Here is a 23,698-nt window from a genome sequence, read left to right on the forward strand (position 1 = left end):
AAGGTCGGAGAAGTTAAAGAGATCACTTAGGTCGAGAAGGTCTTGTTGAAAAGCCATAAAAAAATCCGATTCCATGCTTGAAATCGGATTTTCTACTAGGCCACGCTGTACTTCAAATGCTTAAGTGAACAGCATTGCGCCCCTGGGCGGCCTTTTTTATGACAGTTACAACGTCGAACACTCTGTACTATTGGCTGAAGGCAAAGCCGTTGATAAGCAGACTGGAGTCTTTCGAGGGTGCCCAATCTCTTGTATTGCCGCCGTGAAAAGTTGAAAAGTACATTCCCCCAATTTTACCGGCGTTATTATCTTGGGTACGGTAGGTTATGTTATTGAGGCTAAGCACTTGCTCGCCATCAAACCAAACCTGCAGTTGCCCGTTTTCTTCACCTATATCATTAATCACAACACGCTGCTTAAGGCAGTGCCACTGCTCGGGTATAAAAGTGCGGTTTAATGCAATGTCCTGCCCCCAGGTTGCACTGCCATAGCGGCCATTAGGGGAGGGGGGCAGGTAGGCATAAATGACCGCCTGGCCACCAGTACGCCACATGTAACGCAAAGTCCATCCGTTGCTGCCATCGGGCTGATTGCCGCCTGAGCGCGTCCAGGAATCTTCGCCGCCGATCAGTCCTGGCAGTTTGCCACCCATTACAAAATCAAAGTCTTCGTTAAATTTTAAGCAGTAACTGAGGGTCAGATCTTCGTAGTGATCATTCATCCCCTGCCATTTTCGAAACAAGAGCGGGAATTGGGCTCCACCTTCGCCAGGGCCCACCGCGCCTTTGGGGAAATGTACTTCCAGGGCGTGGGGAAACTGCGCGGCATCCGGCGCGGGTACGACGCGAGTGGTTTCGAGACGGCTGTGCCAGGCCGGGGAAAGCTCTTCGAGCCAGTTTGGCTGAAAGGTCAGTGCTTTTATAACGCGGCTGTCGGCGTGCTCTGGTATTGGTGTGTCGGCAACAGCTAAGAGATTAACCGATGAGAGCAGCGTTACAGATGTTAGTAATCGCATTATTTTTTTCATGGTAAGCCCTGTTCTGCTGTTGATTAACGCCAGTTATCCCAGGCGTCCATTACCTTAGCCGAATAACGGTAACTGCCGTAGCTGCCGTTGTATCTTGCGAGTGCTTCGGCTAGGTGACCGTCTGCCCGGTCAATGTAGTGTTTTAGAATAATACAGCCGTAGCGCAGGTTGGTGGTTAGATCGATCAGGTTGTCTTCCGGGCGACCAATTTCGTGCTTCCAGAACGGCATAATTTGCATCATCCCTTGTGCGCCGACAGGGGAGAGGGCAAACCGGTCAAAGTGACTTTCCACTTCTATAACCGCTAGTACTAGTTCGGGCTTCACGCCCGCTGCTGTCGCCTCTTTATGTACGGTGCGCAACAGTGTCAGGCGTTCATCGCTGTCTTTAACGTAACGTTTTAGCCTGCCATCCATAAGCATTAGCCAGGCCTCAGCGTCAAACCGATCGATAAAGCTATCCGCTTGTTCGATGTGATTTTTTAGTAACTCGGCCAGTTCGGCGTCGATTTTTTCAGGTGTTTGCGCGAGAGAACTCTTGCTGAGTGCGAATACCAATGCGCCCAGCAAGAGAAGTTTCAGTGATTTACTGAGTGAGCAGCTTTTCACGTAACATTGAACCAATATCTTGTAGTGGTACTTCTTGCTTGTCTGCATCGCGACGGCCTTTGTACTCGACCATACCGTTTTCCAGGCCGCGCGCGCCAATCACTACCCTGTGCGGAATTCCAATAAGATCGGTGTTGGCCAGTAGCACGCCTAGGCGAGCATTTTTTTCGTCCATAAACAACACATCAATGCCCGCTTCACTCAGCTGTTGATAAAGTGCTTCGCAAGCTTCAGCCACTTGCTCAGACTTATGCATATTAATAGGCACAATGGCAACGTGGAATGGGGCGATGTTGTCGGGCCAGATTATGCCGTTCTCGTCGTAGTTTTGCTCGATGGCCGCAGCGACAACCCGGGTAACGCCAATACCGTAGCAGCCCATCATCATTGGCAGGTCTTTGCCATTCTCATCGAGTACTTTAGCGCCCATAGCTTCGGAGTACTTAGTGCCTAGCTGAAAGATATGCCCCACTTCGATGCCGCGTTTAATCTCGAGTGTGCCCTGACCACAGGGGCTAGGGTCGCCCGGTACAATATTGCGAATATCGGCCGCTTCAGTTGGCTCTAGTTCCCGCTCCCAGTTTACGCCAGTCAAGTGATAGCCATCTTTATTGGCGCCACAGGCAAAGTTGGCGACGGTTAGGGCGCTGTGATCGGCGATAACGCGGATGTTCAGTCCAACCGGCCCTATGGAGCCAACACCCACACCGAGTTCAGCTTTAATACGCTCTTCTGGCGCAAACGTCAGAGGGTTGGCTATGCCCTCAAGTTTCTCAGCTTTTATGTCATTGAGCTCGTGATCGCCGCGTAAGACTAACGCTACCAGCGGTTGTCCGGAGTCTTCCGTCTCAGCTTCGCCCAGTACAATCAGGGTTTTTAGGGTTTGCGCTGCGCTAAGCTCCAGGTATTGCGCTACCTCTTCGATACTGTGCTTGCCCGGAGTTGCAACCTCTGCGCATGCACTCGTCGCCGCAGGGCGCGCTTCGCTGGGGGGGAGAGCATCGGCCTTTTCAACGTTGGCAGCGTAGTCGGAACCGCTACTAAAGGCGATGGCGTCTTCACCACTTTCGGCCAGTACGTGAAACTCGTGAGAGAATGCTCCACCGATGGAACCGGTATCGGCGAGCACAGGGCGGTAGGCCAGCCCGATGCGATCAAAAATGTTGCAATAGGTTTGGTGCATAACCTCATAGGTTTGCTGTAAGCAATCCGCCGAGCTGTGGAAAGAGTAGGCGTCTTTCATAATGAACTCACGTGAGCGCATCACCCCAAAGCGAGGACGAATTTCGTCGCGAAATTTAGTCTGAATCTGGTAAAAATTAGCGGGCAATCGCTTGTAACTGTTAAGCTCGCTACGAGCCAGATCCGTGATCACCTCTTCATGCGTGGGCCCCAGACAGAAATCGCGCTGGTGGCGGTCACTGATTCGCAGCAATTCGGGCCCGTATTGCTCCCAACGGCCGGAATCTTGCCAGAGCTCAGCGGGCTGCACCACAGGCATCAAAACCTCCTGGCCGCCTGACTTGTCCATTTCTTCGCGAACAATGGTCTCAACCTTGCGTAGAACGCGAAGGCCCAGAGGCAGCCAGGTGTATAAGCCGGAGGCGAGCTTGCGAATCATACCGGCACGCAGCATCAGCTGATGGCTAATGACTTCGGCGTCGGCAGGTGTTTCTTTCAATGTGGCAATTAAATAACGGCTAGATCGCATAATAGGGTTCTGGCTTACTATAATGATAGGTGAGTTTGTTGGTTTTGTAGGTTGGGCTATTTTACGCAGCTTCACAGTCTGGGTACAGACCAATAGAGCAAAGTGTTTAAAGGAGTTACTTATGTTTTCACTGGATTCGCGCTTACGCAATGACAGCTTTGTTATTGGGCGTTTTGATCTGTCGCTGCTGCTTCTGGCGCGCGATGCTAATTATCCCTGGTGCATCTTGGTGCCGGAACGGGGCAATACTTATGAGCTCTACCACCTATCCGACGAGGAACAGGTTCAGCTAATCCGTGAATCCAGCCGTTTGGCTGAGGTAATGCACAATATTTTTGACGCGGATAAGATGAATATAGCGACTTTGGGCAATATAGTGTCGCAGCTGCATGTTCACCATGTGGCGCGCTATGAGACTGATCCCGCTTGGCCCGGCCCAATTTGGGGCAAGGTGCCGCCGAAAGAGTATACGCCTGAACGGCTTGAAGAGATTGTTGGAAAAATAACCAACGCTCTGGCGGGTGAAGGATTTACGGCTTTAGGTGAAGGAGATGATTTTACCATCGGCAATTCACCCAAGCCGACTATTGATTGCTAAGTAGCACCTTATTGAGCCTGGAAAGGCCACAAAAAAGCCCGCAACAGCGGGCATTTTTTAATGCAAAACAGGGGGCTGTTTACAGTGCCATTTCTTTCAGCTTCTTCAGCGGGCGCACTTTTACCTGAGTAGTGGCGGGCTTGGCTTTGAACATGGTTTCTTCGCCTGTGAAGGGGTTGATGCCTTTACGAGCTTTTGTTGCAGGCTTCTTAACGGTCTGAATTTTTAACAGGCCTGGCAACACAAATTCACCACAGGCACGTTTTTTGATATGACCTTCAATGACATCTGATAGCTCGTCCAATACGGCTTGAACTTGCTTCTTGCTCAGTTCGGTATTTTCAGCAATTTGGTTCAGAATTTGGGTTTTGTTATAGCGTTCGCGAACGGCGGTCACTTTTTTAACCGGAGCGGCTTTGGCTGCTGGTTTCTTGGCAGCGGCTTTCTTGGCGGGTGCTTTTTTTGCTGTAGCTTTTCTGGCGGCCATTTCTTTTTCCTTTGGGGTTAGTGAGTTGAAAAGGTGTGGATTGACAGGTGTTTGCCCGCTTGCCTATCACCTATCCGCAACCGTAGACAACTTGGCGTCGATAAACAACAGAAGCGAATGACACTATATATAAAGGATTAAAATCCAAGCAGCAAGAAAAAAGTGCGTGAAACTGCAGAAAAAATGCTTATTTTCAAAAATGCACACTTTTTGCCCGCAGTTCCCCCGTCGCAGACGCCATTACTCACAATCGGTTCTCGGTGTATGTCTGTGGCTTAAGCTCACAAGTGTAGCGTGCGAAGGTCGGGTATTTCGTTGGCAAATTCCCAAATTCGCAGGAACTCTTCGGCAATTGGTTTAACTTCACTGCCGGCAGCGTAATTGGCAAAACCTTGGTGAACCATGTCATCATTTTTATAGACTAAAAGGTTGCTGTCGGCTAATAAATAAGCCATTTGACTGTTGCCGGGCTCAATTGTCATTATGCGCAGCTTTACTTTGGTGCTGAGCCTTTGATGCAGTCGGGCCAGTCGATGGCCCCGCTCAACCAAGTCATCGCTATCGCGTACCAGCATTCTTAAGTCGCTGTTGCGCGAGCGTCTGGCAAATGCAGACAGTGCTGTCGTCATATCATCGCGATCGTACAGGTGAGGGTCGAGGGTGTCGCTGAGTAAGAAAATTCGACGCCTGGCCTTTTCAATGACCGCAATGCTGTGCTCAACCAGATCGTCCAGAGACTCGAGTAGTATAAGTTGCTTACTGGATTGCGATACTCTGCTCATGGCTATACCTAAAGACATTTAAAAATTTGAATTACTACTTATTGAGTAGCATAGTGCGATGTGGAATACCCGCGTCCATAAATTCATCGCTGACCGGCTCAAAGCCCAGTTTCTGATAGAATGCCATGGCATCGATCTGAGAGTGCAAAAAAACCGGGCATTGAGATCTGCGCGGTGCAGCGCACCAATCCAGCATGGAGGACATTAGGTAGCGCCCCACACCTTGCTTGCGCCAATTTTTGATAACGGCAACGCGCCCGATATGTAGGCCGCGGTTACCCCGCCAGGTTTCGTCCACAATGCGCGCGCAGCCAATGACGGAAGGTTGCGGTTTGGCACAATATTCAACGCAAAAGTGCCGCGCGCTTTGGTCTTTACCATCCCACTCCTCATCTTCACTGACTCCCTGTTCGTCAATGAACACGGTCTTGCGAATATCGCATAACTGTTGGCTATCTCTCCCCCACTGTGCCTGGACAAAGCGCAGTGGCGGGCTGGTCAAATCTATCATTGTGTTTGCCGGATTAAGCTGAAGCCAATCAATACTTTAGAACATTAGCGCGGGGTGATCTACAGCTATGGGACGGTTTATTGTTTTACGGTGTTTCGAGCAATGAACCTGTCGCAAGCAACTCGAGTAATAGATTTTGATCACATGCATTGGGAGCACAATCAGCCAACTTTTGCCACTTCCAGCGTCTGCCATTGCACAATGTAGAGGCTAAGTTGAGGCTACACGCGTAGCTATGACCGTCGACGAAAAGCTTGACGTTGGAGTCCACCTCGCTATAACAAAAACGCGAGGCTGCATTGACTTCTATCCAGGGGTTAGTTTGTTTTAGCCCCACGACTTCGCTGTCGCTTAATGGCTGCAAATCACCGTCTTCCTGAGGGTACTTCGGGGTCGTCATATAGGAGCCAAACCAACTCGCAATAGATCGATCGTCGAGATGTTGAACGATAATTTTTCTAAGTTCATCGATCGTGGCGTTAGTAATTAAACCCGAAGGCTCACGGGAATCAACAATCCTGTCTTTAAAGCGCTTATCGTTATCGAGTTTAGACGCAACTTCCTGCGCGAAATCACAGAGGATATCGGCGTGGCTAGGAGCGCGAAAGCCAATTGAGTAGGTTACGCAGTCTTCGCTTGCAGCTTTGCCCCAGTGTGCAACACCCGGCGGAATATAGAGAATGTCGCCGGGTTTGGCCAAATATTCGGCCGCCGGGGAAAAGTCTCGCAAAATTTTGAGATCAGTGCCTTCTCGCAGCGGTGACTGACTGTCGCACATTTGCCCCAATTGCCATTGGCGCTCACCAGCGCCTTGCAGTAAGAAAACATCGTAGTAGTCAAAGTGTGGGCCAACGCTACCTCCGGGTGGGGCGTAGCTGACCATAATGTCGTCGAGGCGCCAGTTCGCGATGAAACGAAATTTGTGTAATAACTCGGTGAGCTCGGGCACCCAGTGATCCACCGCATTGACCAGCAAGCTCCAGTTGCTGTCGGGTAGTTGGGCAAAACGAGTTTCACTAAAAGGCCCACTTTCTAACTGCCAAGGAGCTTGCTCGGTATCGACGACAAGACGCGATTCGATATCGGCTTCGAGTGCCAGCCCAGCTATTTCATTGGGCGTTAGCGGTGAGCGAAAGCCGGGAAGGGCGCCGGGTAAAAAAACAGCTTGTTTTTGCCAGTGATTTTGTAAAAAATCTTCTACCGATAAAGGGCCCAGCTGGGTGAGACGAGGAGTCATAGGCAGTAATTTGAGATGGTTGCGGGAAGCAAAGCTCCCCGCAAATTGATCAGATTAAATCGCGCGAGCTTGCGATTCTGCGTTGCCAATGTAATTGCCAGGCGTTAATTCACGGATGGTTTGTTTGGCGTGTTCAGGAATATCCAGTGTCTCAACAAACTCGGCCAGAACTTCCCGGGTTATGGCCTGACCGCGTGTAAGCGCCTTGAGCTTTTCGTAAGGCTCGGCAACCGCATAACGGCGCATAATTGTTTGGATGGGTTCGGCCAAAACTTCCCAGCTGTTATCCAGATCAGCGGCCAGACGGGCGCGGTTGATCTCGAGTTTGCCAATCCCTTTTAATGTCGACGCATAAGCAATTAGGCTGTAACCAAATCCTACGCCCATGTTGCGCAATACGGTAGAGTCGGTCAGGTCGCGCTGCCAGCGAGAAATTGGCAGTTTCTGTGCGAGATGGGAGAATACTGCGTTGCCAATTCCGAGATTACCTTCGGAGTTTTCAAAATCAATCGGGTTTACTTTGTGGGGCATGGTGGAAGAACCCACTTCGCCAGCAATGGTTTTTTGCTTGAAGTAACCGAGCGAAATATAACCCCAGATGTCGCGGTCAAAATCTATCAAGATTGTGTTAAATCGTGCGATGGCATCGAACAGCTCGGCGATATAGTCGTGCGGCTCAATCTGAGTGGTGTAAGGGTTCCAGCTCAGCCCCAGGCTGGTGACAAAAGTATCGGCATTGGTTTGCCAGTCGACGTCGGGGTAAGCGGAAATATGAGCGTTGTAATTACCCACGGCGCCGTTAATTTTACCCAGCAATTCGACCGCTTCTATTTGGCCAATTTGACGGCGCAGGCGGGCGGCAACGTTTGCCATTTCTTTGCCCACGGTTGAGGGACTCGCTGTTTGGCCGTGAGTGCGGGACAGAATCGGGTCGGCGGCGTAGTCATGAGCCAGCTTGGCGATGGCCTCGCTAATGGCGCGTGCGTCTTGCAATAAAACGTTGCGGCCGCGCTTTAACATCAGGGCGTGCGACAGGTTGTTAATGTCTTCGCTGGTACAGGCAAAATGAACAAACTCCAGTACCGCTTCCAACTCGCTGTTGCCGGCAAATTTTTGCTTTAGGAAGTACTCAACCGCTTTTACATCGTGATTGGTGGTACGCTCGATGGCTTTAATGGCTTCGGCGTCCGCTTCACTAAAATTACTTACAATCTCGTCGAGCTGGCGGTTGGTTGCATCGCTAAAAGCGGGCACTTCGGCCACACCGGTCAGTTGGCTCAGTTGCTGCAGCCAGCGTACTTCCACTTCAACCCGGCAGTGGATTAAGCCAAATTCACTGAAAATTGGGCGAAGAGAATCGGTTTTGCTGCCGTAACGTCCGTCGACGGGAGAAACGGCGCTCAGAGGAGAAAGTTCCATGGGCGGTCTCGCAGGTTTAACAAGTTGAGATAGGGGTGGTCGGTGTTACACCGGCCAGAATCATAAAGGCGCTATGATACCGTATTAGTGACCATTTTTCAGGCATTAATGATGCCGTACACGGTTAAAGTGGTATTTGCTGCAACAGACGCTCGGTCTCTGCCAATAGCTTTTTTCGATGCAGCAGGATTTGCAGTCGGGAGCCTCCCACCTGGCGCCAAAGCATGGCTGACCGTATCGCTGCCAGTAATAAAGCTCTGACTTGGTTGGCGACTCTTTGCTGCTGCAAATAACTTGGATCTCCGGCGACCTGAATGCGAAAACGAAAACGACTCAGTGTGTCACTGTAGATATCGGCCAGGTTGGCAACCACGTTGTCATGGGTGGGCCCGAAATGCTGCGCTTGAGACGTCGCAGTACCGATTCGGCTCGAGATTACCTGCAGCATGTCTTTGCGTTTACGCAAGCGCCCCTGCAAATGCAAGATGCCGGCACTGTAGCGTACGGTGTCGTTCTGTAGCTGGCGGCTAGATCGCAGCAAGTCGCGCAATGTTTCTAGCCCTAGACGCATGTCTGCCAGTTCACCGTATACACTCAGAGTGTCGGTCGGGTTGGTCTGAAATAAGCTATTAATGCTACAAGAATAGGCGTCGCTGGGAATAAACCCGGTACGGGCGAGCTGATCCACCAGAGCGGTTGCCTGCAATATGCCGGCAGCTGCCAGAGTGACGTCTTGCCATTTGTTTGATTGTGCCAAGGGTTACATCCTACTTCGAGTGTGCTTGTTGAACCATTTCGGGTTGCGCCCTAACGGTTGCCGGCGTATTCGATGACCGCCCCGCCCAGGCAGACGTCGCCGTTGTAAAATACCACTGACTGGCCCGGGGTGACGGCGCGCTGCGGCTCGTCAAAAACGACGTCTAGGTTGTCATCACCTACAGCAACGGTACAGGCTTGGTCGGCCTGCCGGTAACGGGTTTTCGCGGTGCAGCGCAGCGTCTTATGCGCGGGCACCTGATTGATCCAATGTGGTTGCGTGGCGTGTAAAAAGTTGGTGTACAGCAATGGGTTTTCTGTGCCCTGGGCCACAAGTAGAACATTGCGCTCAAGATCCTTACCCACCACAAACCAGGGGTCGTCACTGGCGCCCTTAACGCCGCCGATTCCCAACCCCTGACGCTGGCCAATGGTGTGGTACATCAGGCCACTGTGGGTGCCAATGGTGTGGCCGGCTTCATCTTCAATATTGCCGGGCTGGGCGGGTAAGTACTGTTCGAGAAAATCTTTAAAGCGGCGCTCGCCGATAAAACAAATACCGGTGCTGTCTTTCTTGCTGTGAGTGATTAAATTATGGGCCTCGGCAATTTTTCGAACCTCGGGTTTTTCTAATTCTCCTATCGGAAACAACGTTTGTGCGAACTCGGCTTCACTCACCGCATGGAGAAAGTAACTTTGGTCTTTGTTGCTGTCTAAGCCGCGCAATAGGTAGGTCTGGTTATCTCGGTCTGAACGGCGCACATAGTGGCCGGTCGCAATTGTTTCGGCTCCGAGCATTTGGGCGTACTCGAGGAAGACTTTAAATTTTATTTCGCGATTGCACAGGATGTCTGGATTTGGTGTACGGCCAGCTTTGTACTCCGCCAGAAAGTGCTCGAAGACGTTGTCCCAGTACTCAGCGGCAAAATTGGCGGTGTGCAGGCGAATGCCCAGGGTTTCGCAAACTTGTTGCGCGTCGGCCAGATCTTCCTTGGCCGTGCAGTAGTCGGTGCCGTCGTCTTCCTCCCAGTTTTTCATAAATAGCCCTTCGACTTCGTAGCCTTGCTGCTGCAGAAGGAGGGCGGAAACGGACGAGTCAACACCGCCGGACATGCCGACAATGACTTTTTTAGCGCAATGATTCATACATCGTAGGTTCTTTGGTGAGCGTTACTGGGCGCTATTCTAACCTTGCCCGCGCGTTACCTCCAAGGGGAAACACCGCCCGGCTAAATAGTCCTCTATTACCGAGAGCACCATTGGGCTGCGCAATTGTGCGGTGCGCTCGCGTATTTGTTCCAGGGTGAGCCAGATCGGGCCAATTATGCCGGTATCCAAGGGGGCGTCGTCGAGATGACGTTTGGCGCGAGCGATGAAGGTGGTGCGGACATAGGTGACACCATTGGCAGGTGCACGGTAGAGGTCGATGCCGACCACGCCGGTGGCCTCAACAATCCAGCCGGTTTCCTCCAGCGTTTCCCGGGCGGCGGCCTGTTCCAGGCTTTCGTTTTCCTCCAGGTGGCCCGCGGGTTGGTTAAGTTGTTCTATGCCATCGATTAGTTCGCGTACCAACAAGAATCGACCATCCTGTTCAACGATGGTGGCGACGGTAACGTGTGGTTGAAAACCCATAAGTTGTCCTGTAATGCCCTGACTGTGCAGGTGCTAACGGCGCTTTCGGTTGCCGGGCGCGCGCTGCGCGGCCGGCGACTGTGGCAAATGTATGCGCTCTTCCCGCGATTGACCACTGGCTAAATCCCCCAGTTCCCACTGGCCGACGCGGGCCCGTACCAGCCGCAAAGTGGGCAGATCCACAGCGGCTGTCATGCGGCGCACCTGACGGTTGCGCCCCTCAGTTATGGTAATCGATAGCCACGACGTCGGTATTTGCTGTCGCTCGCGTACAGGAGGGTTGCGCGGCCAGAGTGTGGGGGGATCAATGAGCTCCACGATGGCAGGGCGGGTGGGGCCATCCTTTAAGGTCAAGCCGCGGCGCAGCCGGTCGAGGGCTTGAGTACCGGCAGTACCTTCCACTTGCACCCAATAGGTTTTGGGGAGCTTATTGCGTGGGTGAGTAATGCGTTGTTGGAGGGCACCATCGTCAGTGAGCAGCAACAGCCCTTCTGAGTCGAGGTCCAGCCGTCCGGCAGCGTATATGCCTTTTTGTTTGACGTAGTCGGCGAGCGTGGGCCGGCCTTCAGTGTCGGTAAATTGGCACAAAACCCCATAGGGCTTGTTGAAAAGCACTAATTTGGCCATAGATATAGAGTGTTCGGTGCTGAAAGCGGGCCAGTGTAGCCCATGGGCGAGCATTACTAAAGAGCACCGTGTGACCTTTGGCGCTTGGCGCCTGTGCGCCCATCAAAGGCCACCGGAGAATGAGATCAGGAGCTGGCAGCCCTAGGCTCGGGCAGAGTGATATTAACGGCGTGCAGGCCTTTATCACCTTTTGAAATATCAAAATTAACAGATTGGCCAGCTTTTAGAGTTTTGTAACCGTCCATGTCGATGGCAGAGTAGTGAGCAAATAGGTCTTCATCGCCTTCGTCAGGGAGAATAAACCCGTAACCTTTGGCATTGTTGAACCACTTGACGGTACCTGTAGGCATATTTTTAGTCCTTCTTATTACAGGCGCGGCAACGGTCAGTTTACGCGCGATCGTTATTATTAGAGTTTGTTCGTCCCCAAGGTACGCAAAATGATCACGAAATATCGCGATAGAGCGTCAAAAAGGCGACGATCAAAGCTGGTGGCGAAGAAATGACCACCACATTACTTTTTATCTGACAGGCCGCGCCTTGTCAAGTGAGCTGGCAGGCTGTTGATAAACCCCAAGCGTACACAGGCTTTCAGGCTGGCTCTTAAGCTAGGCGGCCTTTTGACCGTGTGTGCCCACCCATCGAAAAAAGACAACGACGAGTGCGGGCCGGCCAGAAAGCGCCGGAGGGCGTGGCCTGAAGCGCACATCTGTTGCGCCTTGCCTCTAGCAAAGGGAACCACCCTGTCCGTCGAGACAAGACGCAACATCTGCACGCTGCAGGCTACGCTGAGCATGCATGGGGTTTTTCAGTAGCCTGCTAGTCTCAGCGCAATGAGGTACAATGTTATCTCACCGAAATTATGTAAGTTATCCAGTTCTTGTGTGTGACTATGGGAAAGTTTGAAAACTATCGACTAACATTAAATCAAGTGCGTTGTCACAGTAGTGACGACGAATATGACCACGATGACGGAGTGGCGGTGCAAGAGGCGCCGCCAGAGCTTAAAAAGCCCTCCATGTACAAGGTGATCATGCATAACGACGATTATACGCCTATGGAGTTTGTGGTTTTGACTCTGGAATCGTTTTTTGGCATGAATCGTGAGCAAGCCACTAATGTGATGCTGACGGTTCATACTCAGGGCAAGGCGGTTTGCGGAATTTTTACGCGCGATATAGCTGAAACCAAGGCGGCGCAAGTAAATCAGTTCTCAAAGGACAATGAGCACCCATTGTTGTGTGAAATCGAAGCAGTAGAAGGGGACGATGACGGAGATTGAGAAGTCACCCGGTGACAAAATTCCGGTGTGTTGGGCTCCCTAGAGAGGTACCGTTGATGTTAAGTAAAGATCTAGAAGTAACCCTGAACATGGCCTTTAAAGGGGCTCGCAGTAAGCGGCATGAGTTTATGACCGTGGAGCACTTGCTATTGGCGTTGATCGACAATGAATCGGCGGCCAATGTCTTGCGCTCCTGCGGTGCTGATTTGGTCGTTCTTCGACGGGAATTGATTGAGTTTGTCGACTCCACGACGCCGTTACTCCCGGAAAACGACGATGAGCGCGAAACCCAGCCAACCTTGGGTTTCCAGCGGGTGCTGCAGCGCGCGGTATTCCATGTGCAGTCCTCGGGTAAGCAAGAGGTTACCGGGGCCAATGTTTTAGTGGCAATTTTTAGCGAGCAGGAAAGCCAGGCGGTCTATTACCTGAAGCAGCAGAGCATTGCGCGTATTGATGTGGTGAATTACATCACTCATGGCATTCAAAAAGTGGCTGGCCACGAGCACGGCTCTGAAGAGCCGTCACAGGATCAAGCCGACGAAGAGACGTTGGGCGTTGAACAGCCCTCGCAAAGCCCGTTAGAAAATTATGCGGCGAACCTCAATGAGTTGGCTTCTGCAGGTAAAATTGACCCGCTGATTGGTCGTGCTTATGAGCTCGAACGAGTGGCGCAAATTTTAACGCGTCGGCGCAAAAATAATCCGCTGTTGGTGGGGGAGTCCGGTGTTGGTAAAACAGCAATCGCGGAAGGCCTGGCCAAACGTATTGTCGACGGCGAAGTGCCAGAGGCGCTGGCATCAAGTGTTGTGTACTCATTGGATATGGGGGCGTTGCTCGCCGGCACCAAATACCGCGGCGATTTTGAAAAGCGTTTTAAAGGCTTGTTGCAAGAGCTTAAAAAACAGAAAGATTCGATTCTTTTTATCGATGAAATACATACGATCATCGGTGCCGGCGCGGCATCGGGCGGGGTAATGGATGCGTCCAATCTGCTGAAACCTCTGTTGAGCTCAGGCCAGTTGCGCTGTATGGGCTCGACAACTTATCAAGAGTACCGTGGGATCTTTGAAAAAGATCGGGCGCTATCTCGTCGCTTTCAAAAAGTGGATGTGGTTGAGCCTACAGTGGATGAAACTTATCAAATTCTCAAAGGGCTGAAAAAGCACTTTGAAGAGCACCACGGGCTGCGTTTTACCGAGCCCGCGTTAAAGGCTGCGGCGGAATTAGCCGAGCGCTATATCAATGATCGATTCTTGCCCGATAAAGCGATTGATGTGATCGATGAAGCGGGAGCCTACCAACAGTTGCAGCCACCCAGTAAGCGCAAGAAAACTGTTGGCGTGACCGACGTTGAGGCGGTTGTGGCAAAAATTGCCCGTATTCCTCCCAAAAGTGTGTCAGCGAATGATTTAGAGCAGCTGCGCAAATTGGAAGATAATCTCAAGTTGACGGTGTTTGGTCAGAACGAAGCTATTGAAACTTTGGCCACGGCTATTAAATTAGCGCGGGCAGGTCTGCGTACGGGCGACAAACCCATAGGCTCATTCTTGTTTACCGGGCCTACGGGCGTGGGTAAAACGGAAGTCAGTAAGCAGCTGTCGAAGTGCTTAGGGGTGGAGTTGGTTAGGTTTGATATGTCGGAATACATGGAGCGCCATACCGTATCGCGTTTGATTGGTGCCCCACCTGGGTATGTTGGTTTTGATCAAGGAGGGTTGTTAACCGACGCCGTGACCAAAAACCCGCACTGCGTGGTGTTGCTGGATGAAATCGAAAAAGCTCACCCCGATGTATTCAATTTGCTGCTGCAGGTTATGGATCACGGTACCTTGACGGACAATAATGGGCGCAAAGCGGATTTTCGCAATGTAATACTGGTTATGACAACCAATGCGGGAGCCGAGGAAGCCAGCAGGGCGTCTATTGGGTTTACCAAGCAAGATCATTCCACCGACGCGATGGAAGCGCTCAAGCGTATGTTTACGCCGGAGTTTCGCAACCGGCTTGATGCGATCGTGCAATTTGGCTCACTGCCCATGAGTGTCGTTGAAACAGTGGTCGATAAATTTCTCACTGAGTTACAAAGTCAGCTGGACGATAAAAAGGTCACCCTCGAAGTTACTGAGCGCGCTCGCAAATGGTTAGCCGTAAACGGTTACGATGAAAAAATGGGCGCAAGACCAATGGCACGCTTAATCCAGGAGAAAGTTAAAAAGCCGCTGGCCGAAGCGGTACTGTTTGGTGATTTATCCGGTGGCGGCGTGGTCGAAGTTGATGTGGCAGAAGGGCGCGATGAACTGGCGCTGGAGTATGAAACCAATGAGTTAGAGCACGCGTAGTTTTTCAAGCTGCGCGGCTTCGAAATAAATCCCGGCTTTGGCTGGGATTTTTTTGTTCTGGTGTACAACTTACCTTTTGTCCACATTCGGGGCCATCTATGCACAATGCGCTGCCGATCATAAGTGCGCGAGCGCCAAGTGGTAAAGCAACAATCGATCGCGGCGGCCCGCTGTTATCACCGGGTAAATATCACCGGGTGTATTCAGCAATGGCATCTTGGCCAATGCGAGCGACTGAAGAGCAAGCAATTTGCGACAATTGCGCCCGCTCGTCGTGGCGACGATAGGAATGGGTTGGGGCGATCCATTCCTATCAGTAGGTAAATGAATACAGGAGGTATTCATCATTGGCATGTTTGCCAATGCGAGCGACTTAAGAGCAAGCAATTTGCGACAATTGCGCCCGCTCGTAGTGGCGACGATAGGAATGGGATGGGGCGATCCATTCCTATCAGTAGGTAAATGAATACAGGAGGTATTCATCATTGGCATGTTTGCCAATGCGAGCGACTTAAGAGCAAGCAATTTGCGACAATTGCGCCCGCTCGTAGGGGCGACGATAGGAATGGGTTAGGACAACCCATTCCTATCAGTAGGTAAAAAGCCTCAATAGCTGTCGCGAATTATGCTGATGCCTGGCTCTATCGCGCGACGCCAGGACTGTTCGATGTCGTTGTTAAACTGCGGGTCAAACTTCGCCAGCGTTTCAAGTAGCGCGTCAAACCACAGAGAGTACCAGCGTGGTTCGATATTGTAACCCGTGCGGGAGTGGCTTTCGCCTAACGCCTTCAGCTTAGTGGCAGGCATGCCCCTGGCATGCAGTACTAGCTGCATAATGCCGTTGCGTAAAAGGTGGCGTTGAGCTGACATGTCAGTGGCGCGGAATAGGTTTCTAATTTCGTCGGATTTCCCCATAAAACGGTCGTAGAAATCAACGAAAAAGGCGTCCTGATTACAGCAGCGGCCGTAACTTTGAAAGACGATATCTGAATCCGGTGTGATCATGGTTTTCGCTCCTGAGGTCAAGGCAATGGCCGTTTCAATACTGGCCGGGCAATATACCTTAGGCTGCAGAGCTTGTATTTGACCCTCGTCAATCCGCAGATACGAAAAAGCCCCTCAGCAAGGGGCTTTTACTAAAGCGGATGCGGATCGCGCAATTAACGAGCGCGGTAGGTTATGCGACCTTTGCTCAAATCATAAGGTGTCATTTCCACTTTTACTTTATCGCCAGTCAAAATACGAATGTAGTTCTTGCGCATTTTGCCGGAAATATGGGCAGTGACGACGTGACCGTTTTCCAGCTTTACGCGGAAGGTGGTATTTGGCAGTGTGTCAATCACTTCGCCTTCAAATTCGATATTGTCTTCTTTCGCCATTCGGCAGAGTCCTCTACTTGGCTAAGCTTCTCGCTGGGGTTGTCTAAAAAGGCGTGAATTGTGCCTGAAAAGACCCCATTAGCCAAGCCTAGGCGGCTAAATAGTAGACAAAATAGGGTAAAAATAACGTGATTGGTGATTCTTCAGCGCTTAATTCAGGCGAACCCAGCGTTTGTTGACCAGCAACTCCAGTGGCCGATACTGTGTTTTATAGCTCATTTTTTGGCAATCTCTGATCCAGTACCCCAAATAAATGTAGGGGAGCGCCAATTCCTGAGCCTTTTCGATCTGTTTTAAAATGGCAAAAGCCCCCAGGCTTCGCCGCTCATGATCGTTCTCGAAAAACGTATAGACAGCCGAGAGTCCGTCGAGTAGTTGGTCGCAAACTGAAACGCCCACCAATTGGCCATCCAGGCGGTACTCAATATATTGGGTCGTATCCCATTCGGCGCTTAAAAACGTCTGATATTGTTCGCGGGTCGGCGGGTACATATCACCATCGCGGTGGCGCGACTCTATGTAGCGCTGATACAGCTGGTAGTGCTCATCGGTATCGATGGTGTCGGCCCAGGTTATTACCAAGTCCTGATTGCGTTTTAAACACCGCTTTTGGGTTCGGTTGGGGCGGAACAGTTGCACGGGTATTCGGCAGGATATACAGGCTTGACAGTTAGCGCAGTGGGGGCGATATAGGTGTGAGCCACTGCGACGAAACCCTAATTGCGACAGTTCGGTGTATAACCTACTGTCTATGTTTGCCGCGGGGTCGATAAATACCGTGGTGGCTTCCTCACCGTCGAGATAGCTGCAGGGGTGTGGCGCTGTGGCAAAGAGCTTTAATGTTGATAAATCACTCACGCGTACCTCCACGTCCGTTACTGCTATTTTTGTTTACTCTAGAGTATTTAATCCGCTTTGTCTTCCCCAGTCAGACAGATTGCACGGCCCTTTAGGCCGAAACCAGCTGCGCGTGGCGCGGCCAGTTCGAAGCACTGTTGCTGCCAATCAGCTCTGTCAGGCGTTCGGCAAATTCTTCGCGTTGCATGTTGCTGGCACCCAGCGATGTTAGGTGATTACTGTGTACCTGACAGTCGATCAGTTCAAAGCCCCACAATGCGAGGTTGTGTCCAAGTGTAGCAAAGGCAACTTTGGAGGCATTACTCATTCGGCTGAACATGGATTCGCCAAAAAACACCTTGCCGAGAGAGACACCATAAAGCCCACCAACTAACTGGTCTTGGTAAAAGACTTCCACCGAGTGAGCTATCCCCAATCGGTGGAGCTCAATATAGGCCGAGCGCATCTCTTCGGTTATCCAGGTGCCCCCTTGCTCACTGCGAGGCTCAGCACATGCATCGATCACGCGCTCGAAACAGCTGTCACAGGTAACAGAAAATACATTTTTATTCAGTTGTTTGCGCAACGAGCGGGAAACGTGCACTGCGTCGGGAGTGACCACCGTGCGCGGGTTAGGGCTCCACCACAGTATCGGTTGGTCGTCTTCATACCAGGGAAAAATCCCCTGAGTATAGGCGTTGACCAGGCGGCTCGGGGTTAGGTCGCCGCCCGCCGCCAGCAATCCTTCAGGATCACTCAATGCTTCCTCAAGCGGAGGAAAAAGGGATGGGTTGGGGCCGAGCCAGGGTAATTGAATCATGCAAGCCTAGAGTTGCGGATAATAAAAAGCGGACCAAAGTCCGCTTCAATTGTATCGCATGCTTGATTGACGCGTTAGTCGTCGAGAAACTTCTCGGCGTCAAGGGCGGCCATGCAGCCGAAACCCGCTGAGGTGATAGCTTGACGATAAATGTGATCTGACACGTCGCCCGCGGCATAGACGCCTTCTACGCTAGTACAGGTGGCATTGCCGTCGAGACCACTGTTGATCTTAATGTAGCCGTCTTTCATGTCCAGTTGGCCGGCAAAAATGTCGGTGTTTGGTTTGTGGCCGATGGCAATAAAGGCTCCGGCAACATCAATCTCGGTTGTCTCACCGGCATCCAGATTGTTTAAGCGCAAGCCCGTAACGCCACTGTCGTCGCCAAGCACTTCGTCCAAAGTGTGGTTCCACAAGATCTTGATATTCTCTTTGGCAAACAGTTTGTCTTGCAATATTTTTTCTGAACGCAGGCTGTCGCGGCGATGGATTAACGTCACTTCACTGGCAATGTTGGACAGATACAGCGCTTCTTCGACCGCCGTGTTACCGCCACCAATGACGGCGACTTTCTGGTCGCGATAAAAGAAGCCGTCGCATGTGGCACAGGCGCTAACACCTTTGCCCATGAAAGCCTCTTCAGAGGGCAGGCCTAAGTACTGCGCCGAGGCACCGGTGGCGATAATAAGTGCATCACAGGTGTAGGTCTCGGTACCTTTAAGGGTAAAAGGGCGTTGCGACAGGTCAGTTTCGTGAATGTGGTCGAAAAGGACCTCGGTGTCGAAGCGCTCGGCGTGTTGTTGCATTTGCACCATCAAATCGGGCCCCTGCAGGTCGGCCACGCCTCCCGGCCAGTTTTCGACCTCGGTGGTGGTGGTAAGTTGACCGCCTTGCTGCATGCCGGTAATAACGACGGGCTTTAAGTTGGCCCGCGCCGCATAGATGGCCGCCGTGTAACCAGCGGGGCCGGAGCCCAAGATTATTAAGCGGTGATGCTTAGCTTCGCTCATTTGCTGTGTCCTTGTTGATTAGGTCTGAAGTATTTGAAATCGCATGCCCTGCATGGGGTTACGGGTTATGCCGCAGCGGTGCAGGGCAAATCTGGCGGAGGCTCACTTGCGGCGCCCCAGAATTGGCACCAATCATAAGGCAATCAAACTCAGCAGGCAAAATTGTAGTCTTCAATCTGTTAGATTGGTAAATTCTATTAAGCTCGAATTTGGCATAGACTTCACTGTTTGTTAGCCAGGGCCTCACACAGTGCTGGCAATGGATTACAATAGGCCGCTGGAGTCGATAGGCTCGAAATTATAATTAGATCTAATGGAGTTGGAACCGTTTGACTAAAAGCAGCGCCAAACAGGTAAAAAATGATGCAAGCACCGGGAACGCGTTTGCCGCACGTATATTGCGTGAAGGGGCTCTGATTGGGTTGGCGAGCGCCTGTGTGCTCATTTTAATCATTTTGCTGACCTATGACTCGGGCGATCCGGGATGGTCGCGGACCGGAGAAAACCTGCACGTCAAAAATGCAGGAGGGCCCGCGGGCGCTTGGTTTGCCGATGTCTGTTTTGCGCTGTTTGGCTATCTCTCCTTCCTCTTCCCCCTGATGTTGGGCTATCGCGCCTGGCTTATTTTTCGTGACCGTGCGCATCCTGCCGAGTTCGATCCGGTTTTGGTGGGATTGCGCGCCGTTGGTCTACTTCTCGTTATGGTGGCAGGTACCGGCCTTGCGGTACTGCGCATAGGCGGGCGGGAATCGGCGTTGCCTTTTTCTGACGGTGGCTATCTTGGGCTTTCCGTGGCGGACGCTGTTGCGGGCGCTTTCAGTCATACCGGTGGCACGCTGTTGCTGTTTGCGGTGTTCTTTTTCGGCTTAACGATTTTTACTGATTTGTCCTGGCTGGGGCTTATGGACCGGATTGGGCAGTGGGTGCTTCACGGCTGTCGGCTTACGACTGAAAAGTGGTCGCACTGGCGTCAACACCGGGTTGAGCAGCGTGAAGCGGATAAGCAACAACGCGAGCGTAAAGTAGCCATTGAAACACGCAAAAAAGAAGAAGCTAAACGTGTTCCGCCTAAAATCACCGAACCTGTGCGCAAGCCGGCTCCGGCCAAACGAGCGCCGCCAGCGAAACAAGCCTCTCTATTTGACAAAAGTGAAGGGCCGGTCGGCGAATTGCCGGCTATTAACTTGCTCGATCCAGCCGACAAGCACAGCGACAAAGCCTTTTCCAAGGAGTCCCTTGAGGCAATGTCCAAGTTACTGGAGCTTAAGCTCAAAGATTTTGGTATTGAGATTGAGGTGACCTCGGTGCAGCCGGGCCCAGTAGTAACGCGGTTTGAAATTAAGCCGGCGCCGGGGGTAAAGGCTAGCCGTATTACCAACCTGGCAAAAGATTTGGCCCGTTCGCTTGCGGTGATCAGTGTTCGGGTGGTGGAGGTTATTCCCGGCAAGTCAGTCATGGGTATCGAAATTCCCAATGAGCACCGCGAAATCGTACGCTTAAGTGAGGTGTTGGCCTCTGAGAGTTACGATCGCTCCCGGTCTCCTCTGACGATGGCATTAGGGCACGATATTGCCGGTGAGCCGGTGATTGCAGATCTCGCCAAAATGCCGCACTTGCTGGTAGCTGGTACCACGGGCTCGGGGAAATCGGTAGGGGTTAACGTCATGCTCCTGTCGTTACTGTATAAGTCGACACCGAAAGATGTTCGTTTAATATTGGTTGACCCAAAGATGCTGGAGCTTTCGGTATACGAAGGCATCCCCCATTTGTTGACCCCCGTTATTACCGACATGAATGATGCCGCCAATGGGCTGCGCTGGTGCGTGGGCGAAATGGAGCGGCGCTACAAATTAATGGCCGCGATGGGTGTGCGAAATTTGGCGGGCTTTAACCGCAAGGTAACCGAGGCGGAAAAAGCCGGTGCGCCAATTGCTGATCCGCTGTTTGTACCCGATGAACACTTCGAAGCGGGTAGTGCTGACGCAACAGCGCCAAACCTTGAAACTCTGCCCGCGATCGTTGTCGTTATCGATGAGTTTGCCGATATGATGATGATTGTCGGTAAAAAAGTGGAACAATTAATCGCCCGCATTGCCCAAAAGGCGAGGGCTGCTGGTATTCATTTGATTCTTGCCACTCAGCGTCCATCGGTGGATGTTATTACCGGTTTAATTAAGGCGAATGTACCGACGCGTATGGCGTTCCAGGTATCGAGCAAAATTGACTCGCGTACCATTCTCGATCAGGGCGGCGCAGAGCAGTTATTAGGGCACGGTGACATGCTGTATTTGCCACCGGGTACAAGCGTACCCGAGCGGGTTCACGGAGCGTTTGTGGACGATCACGAAGTGCACAATGTCGTGTCCGACTGGAAAAAGCGCGGCGAGCCAGATTATTTAGAAGATGTGGTAGACGATAGTACCAACAGTATCCCCGTCCCCGGCTTGCCGGGCGGCGATGAAAATAGCAACGATGAGGCTGATGCGCTCTACGATGAAGCCGTGGCGTTCGTAATAGATTCTCGCAAGGCTTCGATTTCTTCGGTGCAGCGCAAGTTGCGAATCGGTTACAACCGCGCCGCCCGGCTCATTGAAACTATGGAGGCGGCAGGGGTCATTTCTGAGGCCGGTCACAATGGCAGTCGTGAAGTGTTGGCGCCAAAAGCTTAGGAGCATTAATGATAATTTTAAAGAGTGTTGGAGCTGTGGTTTTCGGTGTGTTGCTGCTAAGTTCTGCGCAAGCACAAACCGCAGCGCAGGAGTTGGTTGATAAGTTGGCAGATTTGACCAGTCTGACCGGTAACTTTGAACAAACTCTGATTGATGAAGCCGGCGAGGTAATCGAAAGTAGCTCTGGCCAATTTGTGCTGCAAAAGCCAGGGCGGTTTTACTGGTTGACGACACGACCTTACGAGCAGCAGCTTGTTTCCAACGGCGAAACGATTTGGCTCTATGATCCGGATTTGTTTCAGGTAACTGTTCGCCAGGTGACCGCTGATTTAGAAAAGTCGCCTGCCTTGTTGTTGAGTGCGGATGCTGACCAGCTGTCCACCAACTATGACGTTGCTGCAGCGCAAGACGACGGTTTTACTCTTACACCTCGACAACCGCAGGCCTTGTTTGATTCTCTGTATCTTGGCTTTGCAGGCGGCCAAATTCAAACGGTTCGTCTTAATGATGCGTTAGGGCAGGCTACCGTAATCGCCTTCACCGACACGCAAGCCAATGTGCCTGTGGACGAGTCGCGCTTTCATTTTGTCGTGCCTGACGATGTTGACGTATTGATCGACTGACATGGCTGATTTGTTTGCTCAAGAAGGGCCGTTGCCACCATTGGCTGCCCGTATGCGGCCGCGTTCTCTCGACCAATATATTGGTCAGGAGCATATACTTGGGCCGGGTAAACCGCTGCGTGAGGCGGTCGATAAAGGCCAGCTGCACTCGATGATTTTGTGGGGGCCGCCGGGAGTTGGTAAAACATCACTGGCTCGTCTGTTTGCCGAACGTGCAGATGCCCGTTTTGAGAGCATTTCAGCGGTTTTAGCTGGCGTAAAAGATATCCGCCAGGCGGTGCATATGGCGCAGCAAGAGCGACAGATGCGCGGCCGCCCCACCATTCTTTTTGTCGATGAGGTTCACCGTTTTAATAAATCACAGCAGGATGCCTTTCTGCCTTTTGTGGAAGATGGCACCTTTATTTTTATTGGTGCAACGACGGAAAACCCCTCATTTGAGCTCAACAACGCCTTACTTTCGCGCTGCCGGGTGTATGTGTTGCGCTCATTGGGTGAGGACAGTATTCAGGCTGTTCTGCAACAGGCGTTAGTTGATGACAAAGGCCTCGGAGGGGAATACAGCCTCAGTGAAGAGACATTACAGAGGCTGGCGGTAGCGGCCGACGGTGATGCGCGCCGCGCCTTGAACCTATTGCAGGTCGCGGCAGATTTAGCCGTAGATGCCGAGGGTGTGAAGCGTATCGATAGTGGGGTATTGGCGGAAGTGCTCGGTGGCGATGTGCGCCGTTTCGATAAAGGCGGCGATCTTTTCTACGAGCAGATATCGGCCATGCATAAATCTGTGCGAGGCTCCTCTCCCGATGGCGCCCTGTATTGGATGGCGCGTATGCTCGATGGCGGTTGCGACGCACTGTACATCGCCAGAAGAGTTGTGAGGATGGCCAGTGAGGACATTGGCAATGCCGATCCGCGCGGATTGTCCCTCGCGCTGGCGGCATGGGACACCCAGGAGCGCCTCGGCAGCCCGGAGGGTGAGCTGGCCATAGCGCAGGCGATTACCTACCTCGCCTGCGCCCCTAAAAGTAACGCTGTGTATAATGGCTTTAAGCAGGCAATGGCTGATGTGCGCGCAGACCCAGCCTACGATGTTCCTATGCACCTGCGCAATGCGCCTACAGCAATGATGAAAGACATGGACTTCGGTGCCGAATACCGCTATGCCCATGATGAGCCCGAAGCTTATGCGGCCGGTGAAGTTTACCTACCCGAAGAAATAGCATCGAGGCGCTATTACCAGCCCACAGGCCGCGGTTTAGAGCGAAAAATTGGTGATAAGCTTCAACACCTGCAGACGTTGGATCTGGCCAGCCGGCAGAGGCGCTATTCAAGCGAGGAATGAAC

The 23,698-nt window shown here is 52.0% G+C and carries 24 protein-coding genes; 6 read left to right on the top strand and 18 right to left on the bottom strand.

The genetic code is table 11. The annotated features are described in order from the left end of the window. Positions 1–187: 187 nt before the first annotated feature. Genes QWI17_RS23095 through QWI17_RS23105 form a run of 3 tightly spaced genes read right to left on the bottom strand, consistent with a single transcriptional unit; the run spans position 188 to position 3,346 of the window. Positions 188–1,015, bottom strand: a complete 828-nt coding sequence (locus QWI17_RS23095) for a polysaccharide lyase (protein ID WP_302724901.1) — start codon at positions 1,013–1,015, stop codon at positions 188–190. Positions 1,016–1,050: 35 nt separating this feature from the next. Further along, positions 1,051–1,635 (bottom strand): lytic transglycosylase domain-containing protein, encoded by a 585-nt coding sequence (locus tag QWI17_RS23100; RefSeq protein WP_370659608.1) that lies wholly within the window; start codon positions 1,633–1,635, stop codon positions 1,051–1,053. Then, on the bottom strand, positions 1,613–3,346 hold the full coding sequence (locus QWI17_RS23105; protein ID WP_302724902.1) for a proline--tRNA ligase: 1,734 nt from the start codon (positions 3,344–3,346) through the stop codon (positions 1,613–1,615). Before QWI17_RS23105 ends, QWI17_RS23100 begins: the two co-directional genes overlap by 23 nt. Before the next feature lie 121 nt (positions 3,347–3,467). On the opposite strand from QWI17_RS23105, the gene QWI17_RS23110 reads away from it, so the two are divergent. Continuing rightward, positions 3,468–3,944, top strand: coding sequence for an HIT domain-containing protein (locus QWI17_RS23110; RefSeq protein ID WP_302724903.1), 477 nt, complete (start codon positions 3,468–3,470; stop codon positions 3,942–3,944). Between the two features lie 79 nt (positions 3,945–4,023). Here QWI17_RS23110 and QWI17_RS23115 read toward each other — a convergent pair whose 3' ends face one another. The 10 genes from QWI17_RS23115 to cspD form a co-directional block, all read right to left on the bottom strand. Beyond that, on the bottom strand, positions 4,024–4,431 hold the full coding sequence (locus QWI17_RS23115; RefSeq protein WP_302724904.1) for an HU family DNA-binding protein: 408 nt from the start codon (positions 4,429–4,431) through the stop codon (positions 4,024–4,026). 281 nt (positions 4,432–4,712) lie between these two features. Beyond that, complete coding sequence (locus tag QWI17_RS23120) at positions 4,713–5,213, bottom strand: DUF7931 domain-containing protein (protein ID WP_302724905.1); 501 nt, start codon at positions 5,211–5,213, stop codon at positions 4,713–4,715. Positions 5,214–5,247: 34 nt separating this feature from the next. Continuing rightward, the gene (locus QWI17_RS23125) at positions 5,248–5,724 is read right to left on the bottom strand and encodes a GNAT family N-acetyltransferase (protein ID WP_302724906.1); all 477 of its coding nucleotides are present in this window, start codon (positions 5,722–5,724) and stop codon (positions 5,248–5,250) included. An 85-nt stretch (positions 5,725–5,809) separates the two neighbouring features. Beyond that, the gene (locus QWI17_RS23130) at positions 5,810–6,961 is read right to left on the bottom strand and encodes a JmjC domain-containing protein (RefSeq protein ID WP_302724907.1); all 1,152 of its coding nucleotides are present in this window, start codon (positions 6,959–6,961) and stop codon (positions 5,810–5,812) included. Between the two features lie 54 nt (positions 6,962–7,015). Beyond that, positions 7,016–8,380 carry an adenylosuccinate lyase gene (gene purB / locus QWI17_RS23135; RefSeq protein ID WP_302724908.1) on the bottom strand — a complete coding sequence of 455 codons (1,365 nt, stop codon included), beginning with the start codon at positions 8,378–8,380 and terminating at the stop codon, positions 7,016–7,018. A gap of 124 nt (positions 8,381–8,504) precedes the next feature. Next, positions 8,505–9,137 (bottom strand): high frequency lysogenization protein HflD, encoded by a 633-nt coding sequence (hflD, locus tag QWI17_RS23140; RefSeq protein WP_302724909.1) that lies wholly within the window; start codon positions 9,135–9,137, stop codon positions 8,505–8,507. Positions 9,138–9,187: 50 nt separating this feature from the next. Beyond that, the gene (mnmA, locus tag QWI17_RS23145; RefSeq protein ID WP_302724910.1) at positions 9,188–10,282 is read right to left on the bottom strand and encodes a tRNA 2-thiouridine(34) synthase MnmA; all 1,095 of its coding nucleotides are present in this window, start codon (positions 10,280–10,282) and stop codon (positions 9,188–9,190) included. 39 nt (positions 10,283–10,321) lie between these two features. Continuing rightward, a complete protein-coding gene (locus QWI17_RS23150; RefSeq protein ID WP_302724911.1) occupies positions 10,322–10,768 on the bottom strand; it encodes an NUDIX hydrolase in 447 nt (148 codons plus the stop codon). Positions 10,769–10,801: 33 nt separating this feature from the next. Next, a complete protein-coding gene (locus tag QWI17_RS23155) occupies positions 10,802–11,395 on the bottom strand; it encodes a pseudouridine synthase (RefSeq protein ID WP_302724912.1) in 594 nt (197 codons plus the stop codon). 125 nt (positions 11,396–11,520) lie between these two features. Further along, positions 11,521–11,745, bottom strand: coding sequence for a cold shock domain-containing protein CspD (cspD, locus tag QWI17_RS23160; RefSeq protein WP_302724913.1), 225 nt, complete (start codon positions 11,743–11,745; stop codon positions 11,521–11,523). Between the two features lie 542 nt (positions 11,746–12,287). Between cspD and clpS the strand changes: the two genes are divergently transcribed. Both clpS and clpA read left to right on the top strand, forming a co-directional pair. Next, complete coding sequence (clpS, locus tag QWI17_RS23165) at positions 12,288–12,677, top strand: ATP-dependent Clp protease adapter ClpS (RefSeq protein ID WP_302724914.1); 390 nt, start codon at positions 12,288–12,290, stop codon at positions 12,675–12,677. 56 nt (positions 12,678–12,733) lie between these two features. After that, positions 12,734–15,016: an ATP-dependent Clp protease ATP-binding subunit ClpA gene (gene clpA, locus QWI17_RS23170; RefSeq protein WP_302724915.1), complete on the top strand. Its 2,283-nt coding sequence runs from the start codon at positions 12,734–12,736 to the stop codon at positions 15,014–15,016. 606 nt (positions 15,017–15,622) lie between these two features. Here clpA and QWI17_RS23175 read toward each other — a convergent pair. From QWI17_RS23175 to trxB, 5 genes are all read right to left on the bottom strand, one after another. Continuing rightward, a complete protein-coding gene (locus QWI17_RS23175; RefSeq protein WP_302724916.1) occupies positions 15,623–16,021 on the bottom strand; it encodes a globin in 399 nt (132 codons plus the stop codon). Positions 16,022–16,176: 155 nt separating this feature from the next. Continuing rightward, the gene (gene infA, locus QWI17_RS23180; protein WP_049722125.1) at positions 16,177–16,395 is read right to left on the bottom strand and encodes a translation initiation factor IF-1; all 219 of its coding nucleotides are present in this window, start codon (positions 16,393–16,395) and stop codon (positions 16,177–16,179) included. A gap of 150 nt (positions 16,396–16,545) precedes the next feature. Continuing rightward, positions 16,546–17,253, bottom strand: coding sequence for an arginyltransferase (locus tag QWI17_RS23185; protein WP_302724917.1), 708 nt, complete (start codon positions 17,251–17,253; stop codon positions 16,546–16,548). A gap of 91 nt (positions 17,254–17,344) precedes the next feature. Then, on the bottom strand, positions 17,345–18,052 hold the full coding sequence (aat, locus tag QWI17_RS23190; RefSeq protein ID WP_302724918.1) for a leucyl/phenylalanyl-tRNA--protein transferase: 708 nt from the start codon (positions 18,050–18,052) through the stop codon (positions 17,345–17,347). Positions 18,053–18,126: 74 nt separating this feature from the next. Beyond that, complete coding sequence (gene trxB / locus QWI17_RS23195; RefSeq protein ID WP_302724919.1) at positions 18,127–19,062, bottom strand: thioredoxin-disulfide reductase; 936 nt, start codon at positions 19,060–19,062, stop codon at positions 18,127–18,129. Positions 19,063–19,391: 329 nt separating this feature from the next. Here trxB and QWI17_RS23200 point away from each other — a divergent pair, with 329 nt between their 5' ends. Genes QWI17_RS23200 through QWI17_RS23210 form a run of 3 tightly spaced genes read left to right on the top strand, consistent with a single transcriptional unit; the run spans position 19,392 to position 23,696 of the window. Then, positions 19,392–21,731, top strand: coding sequence for a DNA translocase FtsK (locus QWI17_RS23200; protein ID WP_302724920.1), 2,340 nt, complete (start codon positions 19,392–19,394; stop codon positions 21,729–21,731). Between the two features lie 8 nt (positions 21,732–21,739). Beyond that, positions 21,740–22,354, top strand: a complete 615-nt coding sequence (lolA, locus tag QWI17_RS23205) for an outer membrane lipoprotein periplasmic chaperone LolA (protein ID WP_302724921.1) — start codon at positions 21,740–21,742, stop codon at positions 22,352–22,354. A gap of 1 nt (position 22,355) precedes the next feature. Further along, positions 22,356–23,696, top strand: a complete 1,341-nt coding sequence (locus tag QWI17_RS23210) for a replication-associated recombination protein A (RefSeq protein ID WP_302724922.1) — start codon at positions 22,356–22,358, stop codon at positions 23,694–23,696. Positions 23,697–23,698 lie beyond the last annotated feature (2 nt).

The organism is Gilvimarinus gilvus (genome assembly GCF_030518155.1).
Lineage (GTDB): Bacteria > Pseudomonadota > Gammaproteobacteria > Pseudomonadales > Cellvibrionaceae > Gilvimarinus > Gilvimarinus gilvus.